The 15,898-nt window shown below is 66.5% G+C and carries 16 protein-coding genes; 10 read left to right on the top strand and 6 right to left on the bottom strand.

The features are described 5' to 3' along the window. Positions 1–96 precede the first annotated feature (96 nt). Both ACF8ME_RS06400 and ACF8ME_RS06395 read right to left on the bottom strand, forming a co-directional pair. The gene (locus ACF8ME_RS06400) at positions 97–705 is read right to left on the bottom strand and encodes a chromate transporter (protein WP_392415750.1); all 609 of its coding nucleotides are present in this window, start codon (positions 703–705) and stop codon (positions 97–99) included. Beyond that, a complete protein-coding gene (locus ACF8ME_RS06395; RefSeq protein WP_017403921.1) occupies positions 702–1,313 on the bottom strand; it encodes a chromate transporter in 612 nt (203 codons plus the stop codon). Before ACF8ME_RS06395 ends, ACF8ME_RS06400 begins: the two co-directional genes overlap by 4 nt. Before the next feature lie 284 nt (positions 1,314–1,597). On the opposite strand from ACF8ME_RS06395, the gene ACF8ME_RS06390 reads away from it, so the two are divergent. Beyond that, a complete protein-coding gene (locus ACF8ME_RS06390) occupies positions 1,598–3,418 on the top strand; it encodes an ABC transporter ATP-binding protein/permease (protein ID WP_392415749.1) in 1,821 nt (606 codons plus the stop codon). Positions 3,419–3,446: 28 nt separating this feature from the next. Here the strand turns inward: ACF8ME_RS06390 and ACF8ME_RS06385 are convergent, their stop codons facing one another. Then, positions 3,447–4,871, bottom strand: a complete 1,425-nt coding sequence (locus ACF8ME_RS06385; protein WP_392415748.1) for a dihydrolipoyl dehydrogenase — start codon at positions 4,869–4,871, stop codon at positions 3,447–3,449. A 216-nt stretch (positions 4,872–5,087) separates the two neighbouring features. After that, positions 5,088–5,582, bottom strand: a complete 495-nt coding sequence (locus tag ACF8ME_RS06380) for a hypothetical protein (RefSeq protein ID WP_392415747.1) — start codon at positions 5,580–5,582, stop codon at positions 5,088–5,090. 294 nt (positions 5,583–5,876) lie between these two features. Here ACF8ME_RS06380 and ACF8ME_RS06375 point away from each other — a divergent pair, with 294 nt between their 5' ends. Then, a complete protein-coding gene (locus ACF8ME_RS06375) occupies positions 5,877–7,091 on the top strand; it encodes an HAF repeat-containing protein (RefSeq protein WP_392415746.1) in 1,215 nt (404 codons plus the stop codon). 38 nt (positions 7,092–7,129) lie between these two features. Next, positions 7,130–7,327, top strand: a complete 198-nt coding sequence (locus ACF8ME_RS06370) for a hypothetical protein (RefSeq protein WP_133073094.1) — start codon at positions 7,130–7,132, stop codon at positions 7,325–7,327. A gap of 135 nt (positions 7,328–7,462) precedes the next feature. On the opposite strand, the gene ACF8ME_RS06365 is transcribed toward ACF8ME_RS06370, so the two are convergent. After that, complete coding sequence (locus ACF8ME_RS06365; RefSeq protein WP_392415745.1) at positions 7,463–8,365, bottom strand: LysR family transcriptional regulator; 903 nt, start codon at positions 8,363–8,365, stop codon at positions 7,463–7,465. Between the two features lie 134 nt (positions 8,366–8,499). Here ACF8ME_RS06365 and ACF8ME_RS06360 point away from each other — a divergent pair, with 134 nt between their 5' ends. Together ACF8ME_RS06360 and ACF8ME_RS06355 are read left to right on the top strand one after the other, a co-directional pair. After that, complete coding sequence (locus tag ACF8ME_RS06360) at positions 8,500–9,483, top strand: tripartite tricarboxylate transporter substrate binding protein (protein ID WP_392415744.1); 984 nt, start codon at positions 8,500–8,502, stop codon at positions 9,481–9,483. Between the two features lie 10 nt (positions 9,484–9,493). Further along, entirely contained in the window at positions 9,494–10,672 is a 1,179-nt protein-coding gene (locus ACF8ME_RS06355; RefSeq protein ID WP_392415742.1) for a M20 aminoacylase family protein, read from the top strand. 21 nt (positions 10,673–10,693) lie between these two features. On the opposite strand, the gene ACF8ME_RS06350 is transcribed toward ACF8ME_RS06355, so the two are convergent. Continuing rightward, on the bottom strand, positions 10,694–11,293 hold the full coding sequence (locus ACF8ME_RS06350; RefSeq protein ID WP_392415740.1) for an IMPACT family protein: 600 nt from the start codon (positions 11,291–11,293) through the stop codon (positions 10,694–10,696). Positions 11,294–11,489: 196 nt separating this feature from the next. Between ACF8ME_RS06350 and ACF8ME_RS06345 the strand changes: the two genes are divergently transcribed. The 5 genes from ACF8ME_RS06345 (at position 11,490) to ACF8ME_RS06325 (ending at position 15,854) form a co-directional block, all read left to right on the top strand. Continuing rightward, on the top strand, positions 11,490–11,660 hold the full coding sequence (locus ACF8ME_RS06345; protein ID WP_016447134.1) for a hypothetical protein: 171 nt from the start codon (positions 11,490–11,492) through the stop codon (positions 11,658–11,660). Positions 11,661–11,841: 181 nt separating this feature from the next. Beyond that, positions 11,842–12,708, top strand: a complete 867-nt coding sequence (locus tag ACF8ME_RS06340) for a helix-turn-helix transcriptional regulator (protein WP_047472808.1) — start codon at positions 11,842–11,844, stop codon at positions 12,706–12,708. Positions 12,709–12,816: 108 nt separating this feature from the next. Next, complete coding sequence (locus tag ACF8ME_RS06335; protein WP_392415739.1) at positions 12,817–14,553, top strand: FAD-dependent monooxygenase; 1,737 nt, start codon at positions 12,817–12,819, stop codon at positions 14,551–14,553. Further along, positions 14,550–14,744 (top strand): DUF2783 domain-containing protein, encoded by a 195-nt coding sequence (locus ACF8ME_RS06330; protein WP_392415738.1) that lies wholly within the window; start codon positions 14,550–14,552, stop codon positions 14,742–14,744. The genes ACF8ME_RS06335 and ACF8ME_RS06330 overlap by 4 nt, the downstream gene beginning before the upstream one ends. 117 nt (positions 14,745–14,861) lie before the next feature. Next, entirely contained in the window at positions 14,862–15,854 is a 993-nt protein-coding gene (locus ACF8ME_RS06325; protein WP_392415736.1) for an AraC family transcriptional regulator, read from the top strand. Positions 15,855–15,898: the final 44 nt, after the last annotated feature.

Raw genomic sequence — 15,898 nt, 5'->3', positions numbered from 1 at the left:
GCCCGACGCGGCCCAGGAGGGGAGGGAAGGGGCTTGCGCCATGGCGGCTCCTTTTGATGCACAACCGGGGCAGTCCCCTCCCTCTCGCGCATCCGCTCAGATCCAGCCCAGCGCTCCCAGCGCCGCGCCGGCGCCCAGCAGCCACAGCAGGCGGATGCGCGTGCGCCAGACCAGCAGGGCGCAGACCAGGGTCAGCAGCCACAGGCGCCAATCCTGGGCGGGGCGGCCGCTGCCCGTGCCCAGCAGCCAGCCCGTGGCCAGCAGCAGGCCGATGACCAGAGGGCCCATGCCCTGCTTGAAGGCCCGCACGCCGCGCCGGTTCCTGTTGCGCTGGCCCCAGCGCGATGCCTGCCAGGCCAGCAGCGAACTGGGCAAGAGGATGCCGATCATGCAGATGGTCACCCCCAGTGCTCCAAAGGCCCAGGCCAGCAGGCCCGTGCCTCCGCCTGCGTTCAGGCCCAGGTTCCATCCCAGCAGGGCGATGAACAGCACATTGGGCCCGGGCGCCGCCTGGGCAATGGCGATGGAGGAGCTGAATTGCGCCTCGCTGAGCCAGCCATGGCCATCGACCAGAAAACGGTGCATGTCGGGCGCCGTGGCAATGGCCCCGCCCACGGCCATCAGCGACAGCGTCAGGAAATACAGCAGCAACTGCAACCAGTCGGCGGGCTGCAGGCTCAGTGCAATCTGGTGGGCAGCATTCATGGCGTGAGCTTTCTCCAGGTCAGCACGCAGCCCGCGCCGCCGACCACCAGCAGCACCCAGGCCAGCGGAATGCGCATCACCGCCATGGCAATGAACGAGGCCAGCGCCAGCCCCGCGCTGCACCAGCGCCCCAGCGGGTGGCGGCTCAGCGTGCTGGCCAGCTTCAGGCCCATGCCCGCCACCAGGCCGGCTGCGACGGCGCCCATGCCGCGCAGCGCGCCGGCCACGGCGGGGTGGTCGGCCAGCTGGGAATAGATCACGGTCAGCGTCAGCACCAGCAGCATGGGAAAGCACAGCATGCCGCACACGGCCACCACGGCACCGCGCCAGCCGAAGTAGCGCTCGCCAATGGTGATGGACAGGTTGACCACATTGGGGCCGGGCATGATCTGGGCCACGGCCCAGTCCTCCACAAACTCTTCATTGGTCAGCCAGCGCTTTTTCTCGACCAGCTCGCGCTGTACCACGGCCAGCACACCGCCAAAGCCCTGCAGGGCCAGCCAGGTGAAGGACCAGAACAGATCGCGCAGATTGGCGGGGGCGGGGCGCCGGGCCGGCACATCGGCGGGGTCGTGTGGCGGGTGGGCCTGGGGCGGCGATGCGGGCATGTTCTGGCTTGTGTCTGAGCCGCCCGGGCAGGGCCCCGGGAGGGCATCGCTGTTGTCGTGGGGGAACCGCGCGGGCCGGTCCTGTCTTCGTGCGTGCCGCCGGGGCGGCACGCACGGAATGTTAATCCTGCGCAGCGGCCTTGTCGGCAGCGGCCCCATCGGCAACGGCGATGGGGGCATTGCAAGCGCAGATGGCTTGCTGCCGGCATGCGCCCAGGCCTGCCCGCCGGCCTGTCTGAACAGGAGTAGATTCTCTCCACCCACACAACCCGAGGATCTCCGACATGGACATGGATTGGAGCAAGGCGCTGCAGGAAAGCCTGGTCTGGCTGGCGGCGGCCTCAGTGATCACCGTCGTGGCTTTCGCGGCCGTGGCGCTGCTGGTGGTTCGATTCACCCGCTGGGGTCGGCAGTTCTGGCAGCTGGCCGGCCCGTTCCTGCACCCCAGAAACAGCTGGTGGCCGCTGCTGGTGTTCACGCTGCTGCTGGTGCTGGCCCTGGTCTCGGTGCGCATGAACGTGCTGTTTTCCTACTGGTACAACGGCTTCTACAGCGCGCTGCAGGAACTGGACCAGAAGGGCTTTTGGCGCTTCCTGGGTATCTTTGCGGTGCTGGCCACGGTCCACATCCTGCGCGAGCTGTTCAATTTCTATGTGAACCAGGCGTTTCGCATCCGCTGGCGGGTGTGGCTCAACGAGCGCGTGACCACCGACTGGATGCGCGGCGATGCCTACTATCGCAGCCACTTCCTGGACGAGCCGGTGGACAACCCCGACCAGCGCATCGAGCTGGATGTGAACACCTTTGTCTCGAACTCGCTGACCCTGGCGCTGGGTGCCGTCAGCGCCGTGGTCTCGCTGGTGGCGTTCACGGGCATTCTCTGGGGGCTGTCTGCCCCGATTGCCGTGGCGGGCGTGGAGGTTCCGCGGGCCATGGTGTTCGCGGTCTACCTCTATGTGATCGTCGCCACGCTGATCGCCTTTCGCCTGGGCCAGCCGCTGATCCGGCTGAACTTCCTGAACGAGAGGCTGACCGCCAACTTCCGCTACGCCCTGGTGCGCGTGCGCGAATATGCGGAGAACATCGCCTTCTACCAGGGCGCGGCCATCGAGCGCAACACGCTTTTGACGCGCTTTTCGGCGTTGATCGCCAATGTCTGGGCGCTGGTATACCGCAGCCTGAAGTTCGACGGCTTCAACCTCACCGTCAACCAAGTGGCCGTGGTCTTTCCCTTTCTGCTGCAGGCGCCGCGCTTTTTCAGCGGTGCCATCAAGCTCGGTGATGTGATGCAGACCTCGCAGGCCTTCGGGCAGGTGCAGGATGCGCTGTCCTTCTTCCGAACCTCCTACGACACTTTCGCCCAGTACCGCGCTGCGCTTGATCGCCTGTGCGGCTTTCTGGATGCCAATGCGCAGACCCGCGAACTGCCCCAGGTCGTCCACAGAGAGCAGCCCGGCGCCCTGGACATCGAGGACCTGCAGGTCAGCCGCCCGGACGGCCACCACCTGCTCAGCGGCCTGCAACTCAAGCTCATTCCCTGCCAGGCGCTGCTGATCAAGGGACCTTCGGGCAGCGGCAAGACCACCTTGCTGCGGTCCATTGCCGGCCTGTGGCCGCATGCCCAGGGCACGGTGGGCCGCCCGGGCGGCCACCAGGCGCTGTTCCTGTCTCAGCGTCCGTATCTGCCACTGGGTGACCTGCGCACGGCCATTGCCTATCCCGCCGATGCCTCGCCGCAGGACGACGAGCGGCTGCAGCAGGCGCTGCGCCAGGTCAGCCTGGCCCATCTGGCCGACAAGCTGGATGTCAACCAGGATTGGTCCCGCATCCTGTCGATTGGCGAGCAGCAGCGCCTGGCCTTTGCGCGCGTGCTGTTCAACCGGCCCGCCATCGTCTTTCTCGATGAATCAACCTCGGCCATGGACGAGGGCCTGGAGCATGCGCTGTACACGCTGCTGCGCGAGCAGATGCGCTCGACCATGCTGGTGAGCGTGGGCCACCGCAGCACGCTGGCGGGTTTCCATACCCACGCGCTGGCGGTCGATGGCAATGGCGGGTGGACGCTGTCGGAAGTAAGCGCACCGCAGAGCGCGCCCCAGGATTGATCCGCGTGCGGCCCTGGGCCGCGCGCGATCAATCGTCCATGGGCAAAGAATCGCAGTTGCTCAGGTCGGAGGGCGGCTGCTGGGGCAGCTGGCGCACCGCATCGCGCAAGGCGGTGCGCAGGCCCTCTTCCAGCACGGGGTGATAGATGGGCGCACGCAGCAACTCGTGCACGGTCAGTTGCTGCTGCACGGCCAGGGCCAGCAGATGGGCCAGATGCTCGCCGCCCGGTGCGCACATTTCCGCGCCCAGCAGCCGGCCGCTGGCCGTGTCCGCATAGACATGAAGCAGGCCCGCGTTGCGCTGCGCAGCGCGTGCACGCCCCTGGTGCGCGAAATCCACGCGGCCCACCACGAAGTCCTGGCCCAGCAGCGCCTTCATGGGCTGGCCCACGACGGCCGCGTTGGGCGAGCTGAAGACAATGGACAGCGGCGTGCGCCGCTCGAAGCAGGCCACGTTCTCTGCCATGGCGTTGGTGCCCGCGATATGGCCTTCGTCCACGGCCTCATGCAACAAGGGGCGGTCGCCATTGGCATCGCCCGCGAGGAACAGCGGCAGCTCGCCGACCTGCAGTGTCTCGCGGCTCACGGGCGGCTGCCCATGCTCGTCCAGCTCAAGTCCCAGCGTCTCCAGGCCCAGGCCTTCGAGCTGCGGGCGCCGACCCATGGCGGCCACCACATGGTCCACGACGATGCGGGTGTCGCCTGCACGCACGACGATGCTGCTGTCCGGGCCCTTGCTCAACTGCACTTCATGGTCGGTGATCACCACCATCTCTTTCTCAAGCAGATGCCGCAATGCGTCGGTGACATTCGGGTCGGACAGGCCCGCCAGCTTCGGGCCGCGTCCCAGTGCGGTGACCTCCAGTCCCAGCCGCGCCAGCGCCTGTGCAATCTCCACGCCCAGCGGACCCAGGCCGACGACGGCCACGCGCGGGCCCAGCGTCTTGCGTTCGAACAAGGTGTCGGTGGTCAGGATGCGCTTGCCAAAGCGCTTCCATTCCTCCGGCACCACGGGGCTGGAGCCCGGAGCGAGGATGAGCTTGCGCGCAGCCAGCACCTTGCCATTGACCTCGATCCGATTGGCTGCCAGCAGCCTGGCACGCCCGTCGATGGCCCGCCAGCCCAGGCCCTCCGTGGCCTTGATCGTGCTTGCCACGAACTCGTCGCGCAGCTTGCGCACACGGCGCAAAACGGCGGGCAGGTCCAGCTGCAGCCCGCTCGCGCCGCGTATGCCGAAGGTATCGAGGTGATGGCGTGCATGGAAGGCGTTGGCCGCCTCGATCAGCAACTTGGACGGCATGCATCCCACCCGCGCACAGGTCGTTCCCCAGGGCCCGTCGTTGACGATGGCGAAATGCTCCGTGTGCTTGCGCACCTCGCGCAGTGCCGACAGTCCGGCCGAGCCGGCACCGACGATGATCACGTCGAGGGCGGTGGTGGGTGGGTTTTTCATGCTGTCTGATTCCTTGGACTGTGGCACCAGGTCCCGTGGAGGTCTCCGCTGCCGATGGATGTGCTGAAAGGTGTGCCGACTGAAGTACCGACTGAAGTACCGACAGATGGTCGAGATGACTGCCTCGCCTGCCATGGGACATGCGTGCCAGTCTGCATGCTGGCGCTCGCGGCAGTCGTAGGCGAAGGGCCGAAACCGCTGCTGGACATTCAGGGCCTAGCCGGATGCCCAGTGTTGCCATGCCGCGTCCGTGCGGCTGCCTGATGCGCCGAAATCCGCTTCCCGCGCAAAGCGCCTGAGAGATGTCTCGGTAACCCTCAAATGGCTGACACGGCACAAGCGGCTTTGCGCCGTCTGCAGCCAGCGGCGCAGGGACCAATGAAGCTGCGCCATAACCCCACCATGCACCTGTGCGCTGTGCAGGCGCAGGCGGCCATCGAGGATGAAGGCCCTCACCGACCGTGCAGAAAGCTGCAGATCCTCGCAGACCTGCCTCAGCCCGACGCCTTCGCGGACCCGGGTGCTCAGGCCGCGCCTGTGCATCTGGCAGCGAACGGAGCGTTCGCTGCGGTCCAGCCGGCGGCAGATCACCTGCACGGGCAGGACGCCGGCCCAGCGTTCGAGTGCCAGCAGTTCTGCCGGACTCCAGCGGCGGCGAATTGCGCCATTCGGCCATGCGCTGTCGGATGTCAGGCAGTGTGTGATTGCCATGGAAAGCCCCCATTCATATGGCGCTGCGCTATGGCATGGCCTGAATCCCGGATGCCGATGAGACAATTATTGATGGGGGATTCTTTTGCAAGCTTTTGATTTTGTTGATTGTTTTTGTTGTTTTGATTGCTGCTCGGATGGACGGCTCCATACCGCGATGCCTATCGTGGGGCCGGGATGCGGATCACGGAAATAGCGTCTGCACCGGCGCGCATATGCCAAGCCCCATGCGGATTTCCTGTTCGGCGCCCGATTTCCATGAACGACTTCTTTGCTTTTTCAGGAGAACCCTTCATGCGCCTTCAGCCAAAGCATTTGAATTTTTCCGTTGCGTGCCTAGCGTTGCTGGCACTGCCGGCCGCGCAGGCCCTGCCCATGCAGGACGTGGGCACATCGGCAGGCCCGCAATGCGTGGGCCTGGACATCAACAACAGCGGCCATGTCGTGGGCGCCTGTGCAGAGAGCGACGGCTCGTCCGCAGGCTTCGTGTCGCTGGCGCCGGGCAGTGCGGCAGACCTTGTGCGCCTGTCGCCGGGGCGCAACTGCAACGCGGCGGCCATCACCAACAGCGGCCAGGTGGTGGGCACCTGCCTGGACGGCAATTCGGTGTCCGTCGGCGTGTTCTGGAATGCGGCCACGCCGGCCACGGTGCAGACACTGCAGCCGCTGACGCTCGATGTGCGCAGCATGCCCACGGCATTCAACCAGGGCGGCTATGTGGCAGGCGTCAGCCTGAGCGGCAGCAACACGGCCCGCCCTGTCATGTGGCGCAACAATGAAACCACGGCACGCGCGCTGCCGGCGGGCCTGCTGGGCCTGAACAGCACCAACTGCGTGCCGTCCGATGTGGACAATTTCGTGGTGGGCGGCAACATGCCGGGCATCGTGGGCAACTGTCCCGACAACAGCGGGCATCCGCGTCCTGTCTATTGGTCTGCCGCAGTCCTGGGCGGCTATATGGCCACGGCCCTGAACCTGCCTCTCAATGCCGTCTTCTGCCGCGCAAAGACCGTCGTCAATACCCGCATCATGGGCTACTGCGATTTCGGTGCCCAGGGTGGACGCACCGTCGTCTGGCTCAACTCGTCCTCCAGTCCGCAGGTGCTGTCCATATCGTCCCCGCCCGCGCGAAACAGCGGCGTCGATCTCAACATCCTCGGCGAGGTGATTGGGCACTACCAGATGGCAGACGGCCGCAGCATGCCCTATTACTGGAACAGCCAGACCGGTGTCATCCGCGATATTCCTCCGCTGCCTGGCGGCGTGAATGCACGTGTGGTGGATATCGGTGACAACGGAACGGTGGCGGGCCACAGCGAACTGGCCGACGGAAGTTCGCACGCCATCACCTGGACCCCCTTGGGCGGCACCGTGGACCAGGGAACCCTCGCAGGCGGCGAGAACAGTGCGGCCTCGGCACTGAGCCAGGATGGCTGCTATATGACAGGCAAAAGCGAAGTCACGCAGCTTGCGACGCACGCTTTCATACAGAACCTGTGTGCGCCATGAAAGCCTGAAATCATTTCAAATCCAAGAAAGGTGATTTTATGAAAAAGCGATATGCAAGATTTACAGCGGCAGTGTCAGTTGCCATTGCGGCTTTTTGGTCATGTGGAGTCCAAGCAAATAGTATAGGGATGTGGTCATTGGAAAATCCAATTTACTCTTTTGGTGGATATTCTTCATTGGTTGGAATGGGTAAAGATGTCCAGCAAAAACTGATCGATGATCATTTTCTGTTTTGAGCACAACTGCCTTCGTTTCAAGCCGATTTCGCATATCCCTGGTGGCCGACCCAAGACTGCCGCTGAAGCGCTACCTGTGGTCCTTGTCGGCCCTTGCAGAGGCCTCAGCCTGGCCGGGCAGGGCAGAGGCCTTGCCTATGCGACGGCTGGAGGGCCATCGCACATCAAATCGACCATCAGCCCTCGCAGGATTGCCAGCGTCGGCGCCTCGCTGCGCTGACGCAGCGTGACCAGCCCGAAGCGGGCGGTGCTGCGCATGGGCGGGTCCATGGGCAATTCGGCCAGGTTCGGGGCGACGGCGCGCACGGCCAGCAGCACGGTGTCGCTGTTGCGCGCAACGTCCACAAGGCTGGGCAACTCCTCGCACTGCAGTGTGACGAACCGCGCCGGGTGGGCCGTGGCGCCATAGGTCTCCACCAGCAGCCAGGCCACCTGGTCGCTCAATGGTGTGGAGGCGACGGGGTAGCGCTGCACATCCTCGAAGCGCAGATCCCGCTGCAGGCGGGCCAGTGGATGGTCGGTGCGGCACATGAAGGCGGCGCGCATTTCGTGCACGACGTCCAGCGCAAGGTCGGGTGCGGGCCGCAGCGCGCGCAGGTCCACGACCAGGGCGTCGAGCAGGCGCTCGCGTAGCGAGTGCACCAGCAGATCGGTGCTGCCGCGCGCCACCTCGGTTCGCACGCCGGGATGGTGCACGGTCATGTGCTGCAGGAACGGCGTCATCAATATTGCGCCGGGGCCCGATCCCAGGCCCACACGCACGGTGCCGGCCGCACCCTCGCGCAATTGGCGCCCCCTGTCACGCAGCTCGTCGGCTTCAGCCACCAGGGCGCGTGCCCGTCCCAGCATCTCGCGGCCGAAGGCTGTGAGTTCGCTGTGGCGGCCGATGCGGTCGAACAAGGGTATGCCCAGCTCCTGCTCCAGCGCGCGCACGCTGCGGCTGAGGGCCGGCTGTGTCAGATGCATGGCCTCGGCCGAGCGGCTGAAGGAGCCGGTCTGCGCCACCGATATGAGATGCCTGAGCTGCACCAGCGTCATGATTTTTCGCGCCCTGAAGTCTGCATGAAACTCATGCTAATGCAGCCAACAATGCATTGGACGTTCGATGACCCGGCTCCTAGGATGCCGCGTATCCGGCCGACCGAGCCGGAGCCATCCACCAAGGAGACATGATGAGATTTTTGTTCCAGCGCGTTTGGCTGACGGGCGCCGGCCTGTTGCTGAGCGCGGGCCTGGCCTGTGCGCAGAGCCCGTCCTCCAGGCCCGTGAGCCTGATGGTTCCCTATCCGGCCGGCGGCCCTTCGGATGCCATTGCCCGCATCTTCAGCGTGCCGCTGTCCAAGGCACTGGGCCAGCAGGTCATCGTGGAGAACCTGGGCGGCGTGAGCGGCGCCATGGCCGCGCAGAAAGTGCTGGCCGCTCCGCCTGACGGGCACTACGTCTTCCAGGGCTCGCCCAACGAGGTGATCCTGTCGCCGCTGGCCAATGCCGCCGTGCGGCTCAAGGCCGAGGATTTCCGCCTGGTCCATCCCGTGGCCGAGGCCGTGATGGTCTTCGTCGCTCGCAAGGACCTGGAGGCCGGCAGTGTGGATGAGCTGATCGCGCTGGCCCGCAAAAGCGCCAGCCGGCCGCTGTCGTACGGCAGTGTCGGCATTGGCTCGCTCTACCACCTGATCCTGGAGAAGGTGCAGCAGGACGCCGGCATACAACTCATGCATGCGCCCTACAAGGGCAATGCGCCGCTGCTGCAGGACATAGGCAGCGGGCAGGTCGATTTCGCTGTGCTCGTCTACAGCGCTGCCATGGGCGCGCTGGCCGAGCAGGGCCGGCTCAAGATCCTGGGCCAGCTGGGGGAGCAGCGATCGGAGCTGCTCAAGAATGTGCCCACGGTGCGTGAGGGCCGGGAGCTGAAAAACTTCGCCTACAAGACTTGGACCAGCTTCCTGGTGCGCAAGGACACGCCGCAGGAGGTGGTGAAAAGGCTGCACCAGGCGATAGGCGCCATGCTCAAGGACCCGGGCGTGCGCGAGCAACTGGCCCTGCAGACCCAACTGGCCGCGGCGCCCATGTCGCTGGCCGAAGCGGCGCAGTTCTATGAGGCCGAGACGGCCCGCTACCGCAGCATTGCCCGCTCCATCCGCCTGCAACCCCAGTGAGACGCCGCACATGAACACCCTTCTGGACACTTTGCGCGGCTCGGCCGCAGCCTTCGTCGAGCTGCGCCGCGACATCCACAGGCACCCCGAGCTCGGCTTCGAGGAACATCGCACCAGCGCCCTGGTCGCGCAGCAACTGGAGCAATGGGGATACGAGGTGGAACGCGGCCTGGGCGGCACGGGCGTGGTGGGGCGGCTGGTGCGCGGCAGCGGCAGCCGGCGTCTGGGTCTGCGCGCCGACATGGATGCGCTGCCCATCGCCGAGGCCAATGCCTTCGCCCACGCCAGCACGCATGACGGCGTGATGCATGCCTGCGGGCATGACGGCCATACCGCCATGCTGCTGGCGGCGGCCCGGCATCTGGCCGAGCACGGCGGCTTCGACGGAACGCTCACGCTGATCTTCCAGCCTGCGGAGGAGGGCGGCGGCGGGGCCTTGCGCATGATGGAAGACGGGCTGTTCGAGCGCCACCCCTGCGACGCCATCTTTGCCATGCACAACATGCCGGGCATGCCCCAAGGGAGGCTGGCGCTGCGCGAGGGCGCAGCCATGGCGTCTTCCGACTACGCCACGCTCACGCTCACCGGGGTGGGCGGGCATGGTGCCATGCCGCACCGCGCGGCCGACCCCATCGTTGCGGCCGCCAGCATCGTCATGGCCTTGCAGACCATCGTCTCGCGCAACATCGATCCGCTGCAGATGGCGGTGGTGACCGTGGGCGCCATCCATGCGGGCAAGGCCAACAACGTGATCGCCCACAGCGCGGTGCTGGAGTTGAGCGTGCGTGCGCTGGATGCCGATGTGCGCAGGCTGCTGGAGCAGCGCATTCGCGACCTGGTGAGTGCGCAGGCCGAGAGCTTCGGCGTGCAGGCGCAACTCGACTGGCGACCCGGCTATGCCGTGCTGGTCAACACGCCCAAGGAGACGGACTTCGCGCGCCAGATCGCGCTGGAGCTGCTGGGCCCGGAACATGTCACGCTGCAGGCGCCACCCTTGCCGGGCAGCGAAGACTTTGCCTTCATGCTGCAGCGCGTGCCAGGCAGCTATCTGCTGATTGGCAATGGCGAGGGAAGCGAGCAAGGCGCCTGCATGGTGCACAACCCGGGCTATGACTTCAACGACGACAACATCGCCGTGGGAGCCGCCTATTGGGTGCTGCTGGCGCAGCGGTTTCTGGTGGCCGGTTGAACTGCTTGAGCCCGGCGCATCTCATTCGCTGGGGTGGACTTCCAGCCAGCCCACGCGTCCTTGACCGCTCTCGTTGAGGCGGCTCACAAAGCCTTCAGCCTGCGACTGCGGCAGGCGCAGATCGAACTGCACCAGCGATCCATGCTCGACCTGGAGCAATTCGGCGCCTGCCGCCTCGATCTCGCGCCGCACCAGGCCTTCGAGCGCATAAGGGACACTGCAGCGCAGCAATTGCATGCGCTGCAGTGTCACCTTCTCGGCGGTCAGCAAGGCCTGGGCCACGGCATCGGTGTAGGCACGGACCAGGCCGCCGGCGCCCAGCTTGACGCCGCCGAAGTAGCGCACCACGGTGGCCAGCACGCCTTCCAGGTCCTGGTGGCGCAGCACATCCAGCATGGGGCGGCCTGCCGTGCCGCCGGGCTCGCCATCATCGACCGCAGCCGACTGGCCGCCTGCCAGCAGCGCCCAGCAGACATGGGCGGCGCCGGGGTGCTCGCGCCATAGCGCATCGACCACCGCCTGGGCGCTGGCGCGGTCGGCCATGGGCTGCACGCAGCCGATGAAACGGCTTTTCTTGATGAGGAGTTCGCTGTGCGCAGGCGCGCGGAGTGTCTGTGGCATGGAGGGCGGCAAGCTTACCCGATTGCCCCTGGCTCGGTGTTTGGCGCATGGATTCATTACGCCTTTATTACGAAGCGCTACACATTTGTGAGCATGCGTACCTTGTGTCATTTCAGCTTCAGAGGGTTGCATCCAGGTTTGTCCTACAGAAATCGTGAAAGATTCGCAGTAAGCTTTCTGTCAAGGAGGCGCAACCATGAACACCCCACCTTCCCGCGATCCCGTTCTCACCGAACACACCTTTGGCCGCGATCATTTCAGTCCTCCGCCCATGGCGTTGGAGCAGGCAGGCCAGGACCATGAAGCCGCCGGTGGCGGCCTTCCTCTGGACCTGGACCAGCGCATTCGCAACGTAGGCGAATGGTGATGGCTGCAGCCGTGCAGCCAAGGGCCATCCGGCCAGGTTGAGCGGCTCCAACGACCGTCGACAGGAACGCAGCAGGCAATGGCCTCGCTGCGCTGGATTTATCATTCCAACATCTTCACCCAGGCCGGCTGCGCAATGCACCGGCCTTTTTGCATTCCTGCCACAGCCTGTTCCCGCACCCATGAGCAATGACACCGTCCGCAGCCATTGGCTGCTGGCACCTGCCTGCGCCAGCGATGCCAGCCTGCCTGTGCCGCTGGGCGATGTGACGGCGCTGCTGGAGCAGGTGGGCCGCTCCAGCGCCAGCAGCGACGAGGTGGCCGGGCAACTGCTGCACCTGCTGGGCCGGCATGTGCCGTTGGCGCAGTGCACGATCTTTTCGTTCCAGGGGCGATCTCGGCCGCGCATCGTGGGGTTCGGGGACCGGGCACGCACAGGCGCACTGCCTTTGATTTCCCAGGATTACAGCGAGCGCTTCTATCCACTGGACGGCGCGCAGCGCGTGATGCAGGCCGAGCTGGCGCGGCAGCAGCGCAATCCCCAGGCGCCAGCGCGCGTCTGGCTCCATCGCCAGAAGCCTTCGGACGTGAGCCATCCCGAGTACCGCCGTGTCTGCTATGACCTGCCCCGCCTGGTGGAGCGGCTTTCGCTGCTGACCCTGCAGACCGGCGCACGCTGGCTGGCGGTGAATCTGTACCGGGGTGAGGAGCACGGCGGCTTTGACCCGCAGTCCATTGCACGCATCGAGGCCTTTGCTCCGCTGGTCATGCAGGCCATGCGCCTGCATTACGCGGGCCAGGCCCTGCAGGACGATCTGGCGGGCCTCGTGCTGGCGCGCCTGGCGCGGCGCTTTGCGCATCTCACGCAACGCGATATGGATGTGGTGCGCTGCGTGGTCGAGGGGCTGGACACCGAGCGGCTGGCGCAGCGCCTGGGCATCACGGTGGCCAGTGCCCGGACCTATCTCAAGCGCGTCTGCGGCAAGCTGGGCGTGCAGGGGCAGCGCGAGCTGTTTGCCTTGCTGATGGAGCCCGAGGCGCTGTCCTGAGCCTGGGGGCTGGAGGGTCCTGTCTGTCCCCATCCGGGGACATTACCGGAGCGGGGGCTGCCTACACTGCGGCCTCACAAAGACGCAAGACGCAAGACGGAGACATCCATGCACCAGCCCCATGCCCAGCCGCGGCATTCCATCTACTACCGGTACCGGGTGCACCAGCCCTGGCTGCCTTCGCAGCATCCAGGGGTGCAGCGCCATCCTGTCGTCATCGTCGGCACGGGCCCTGTGGGGCTGACCACGGCGCTGGAGCTGGCGCGCCACGGCCAGCGCTGCGTGCTGCTGGAGTCCGAACTGCAGGTGTCCGAAGGCAGCCGCGCCATCGTCTTCACGCGCCGCTCCATGGAGATCCTGCAGCAGGTGGGCGTGGCCGAGCGGGTCATGGCGAACGCCTTGCCCTGGCGCTGTGGCAACTCGTTCTACCGGGGGCGGCGCGTATTCCGCATGGAGGCGCCGCACAGCGAGGACGATCGCTTCCATCCCATGACCAATCTGCAGCAGCAGTACCTGGAGGAATACCTGGTCGATGCGGTGCTGGCCCATCCGCTGATCGAGCTGCGCTGGGGCAACCGCGTGGACCGGGTGGAGCAGGTCGGCAACGGCGCCGCCGCAAAGGCGCGGCTGCAAGTGGACACGCCGCAAGGCCCGTATGCGATGGAGGCCGACTGGCTGGTCGCCGCCGATGGCGCCCGCTCCGGCATACGCACGGCCATGGGCCTGGTGATGGAGGGGGCGTCGTACGAGGGCCGCTTCGTGATCGCCGACATCCGCATCGACCTGCCACTGCCCACGGAGCGCCTGGCCTTCTTCGACCCGGTCTGGAACCCCGGCAACACCATCCTGATGCACCGCGAGCCGCATGGCATCTGGCGCGTGGACTACCAACTGCCTGCGGGCGAGGACGCGCAGCAGGCGCTGCAGCCCGAATCGCTCAAGGCGCGCATCGACGCGCAGCTGGAGATGATCGGCTTCGTCGGCACGCCCTGGGAAATGGACTGGAGTTCGGTCTACTCCGCCCGCGCGCTGACCTTGCCGGACTATGTGCACGGCCGCGTGATCTTCGCGGGCGATGCGGCCCACATGCTGCCCATCTTCGGCGTGCGCGGTGCCAACACGGGTTTTCAGGATGCCCAGGCCCTGGCCTGGCGGCTGGCCCTGGTGGCGCGCGGCGTGGCGCCGGTGAGGCTGCTGGACAGCTACAGCGGCGAGCGCGTGGGCGCGGCGCGCGAGATTGTCGAAGAGGCCGGCAAGAGCACGCGCTTCATGGCGCCGCCCTCGCGCGGCTTCCGGCTGCTGCGCGATGCCGTGCTGTCGCTGTCGCTCACCCAGGAATTCGTGCGGCCGCTGTACCACTGGCGCACCTCCCGGCCGCACGAATACGCGCACTCGCCGCTCAACAGCGCGGATGACGACAACCACCTGTTTGAAGCCGGCCCTGGCCATGGCGCACCGCCGCTGAACCTGCGCCTGGGGCCCGATGACTATCTGCTGGACCACCTGGGCGGTGGATTCGACCTGCTGTATTTCACCGATGGCACGCCCGTGCCTGCCCAGTGGTGCGAAGTTGCCAGGATGGCGCGCGGCCGTGGCGTGGGCCTGCGCATCGTGGCCATCTCCAGCCAGGCGGCCGCGCAGCCGGTCCAGGGTGCCGATCTGACCCTGGCCGATGCAGATGGCCGCTGCCGTGCACGCCATGGCGTGCCGGCAGGGCACCCGCCTGGTGCCGCCTATCTGCTGCGGCCCGATCAGCATGTCTGCGCGCGCTGGCTGGCGCTGGATGCCCGGCGCCTGCAATCGGCCATCGACAACGCCACCTGCACGCAAGGAGTTCCGGCATGAGCCAAGAACAGACATCACCCCACACCCTCGATATCGCCGGCCTGGAAACTGTCTACGACCAGCTGGCCACAGCCATCGACACGGCGGGCCCGCAGCGGTCCGAGCTGTTCCTGGTCAAGCTGGCGCTGCTGGCGGCCGAACGGCTGGGCAGCGCGTCCGTGTTCTCGGAGCTGGTGCAGGCGGCGCAGTAGGATCTCTAGTGCGTAGTCGCGCTCCAGGGAAAACCGCTATCCCTGTCGGGGTGCCGCCGGGCCGTGGCATGGCCGGCACTGGCTAACATCGGCCCGAAAACAAGGGTCCCGCGAGCCATGGATGTACTCAGTGAAGTTCTCGATATTTGCCGCTCGGAGCGCGCCGTCACGGCGCGCTTTGCGCTGACGGCGCCGTGGAGCCTGAAGTCCACGGGCGTCACCGGCGCCATGATCCGCATGGCGCGCGGCGCGCCTTACTGGATCCAGGTGGAGGGCATGCCGGCGCTGCGGGTCGACCCCGGCGATTTGGTCATGCTGCCCATGGGCGCCGCGCATGTGGTGGCGTCCGACATGGACGTTGCCAGCGAGCTGTTCTCGCGCATGATCGCCCGCCACGCCGAAGGACCGCGGGACGAGAATCCCCTGGTCTTCAGCCATGGCGGCGGCGGCGAGGCCACGGACATGTTTTCGGCCCTGTTGTGGTTTTCCGCCTACTGCCGTCATTCGGTATTCCGCATCCTGCCGCCGCTGATCCACATCCGGGCAAGCGACCTGCCGCTGGCCGACTGCCTGGCCACCACCATGGAGTCGCTCACGCTGGAGACGCTGGCGCGGCGCCCGGGCTGGCGCCTGTCGGCCGCGCGCATGGGCGAGCTGCTGCTGGTCAACATCCTGCGCGAGCACCTGGCGCGCGAGACCGCCATTGGCGAAGGCTGGCTGCGGGGCCTGGGCGATCCCTGTGTTGCGCGTGCCCTGGTGTGCATGCACCGCGAACCGCAGCGGGCCTGGAGCGTGGAGACGCTGGCCATCGAGGCCGGCATGTCGCGCACCCGCTTCAGCATGCGTTTCAAGGAGCTAGTGGGTGCCACGCCCATCGGCTATCTGACGGCGCACCGCATGGCGCTGGCCGCCCAGCAGATGGAGGCCGGCGGGCTGTCATCGGCCCGCATCGCCGAGAACGCGGGCTACGACTCGCCGAAGGTGTTTGCGCGGGCATTTCGCCGCTGGTCCGGGCACACGCCCAAGGCCTGGCTGGCGCAGGAGGTCGCAAAGAGGTCGGGCTGGCAGCAGCAGGAAGGCCGTATCAGGGGGCTGGAGCAAGACCCTTGACCAGCAGGGTTGAGTGCCGAAACGTACACTGGCCGGTTCCTTCC

Origin of the sequence: Delftia sp. WSY_7 (genome assembly GCF_043104845.1) — a bacterium.
GTDB lineage: Bacteria > Pseudomonadota > Gammaproteobacteria > Burkholderiales > Burkholderiaceae_C > Comamonas > Comamonas tsuruhatensis.
Note: the sequence above shows the minus strand (reverse complement) of the source record. Positions and strands in the feature narration are given on the sequence as shown.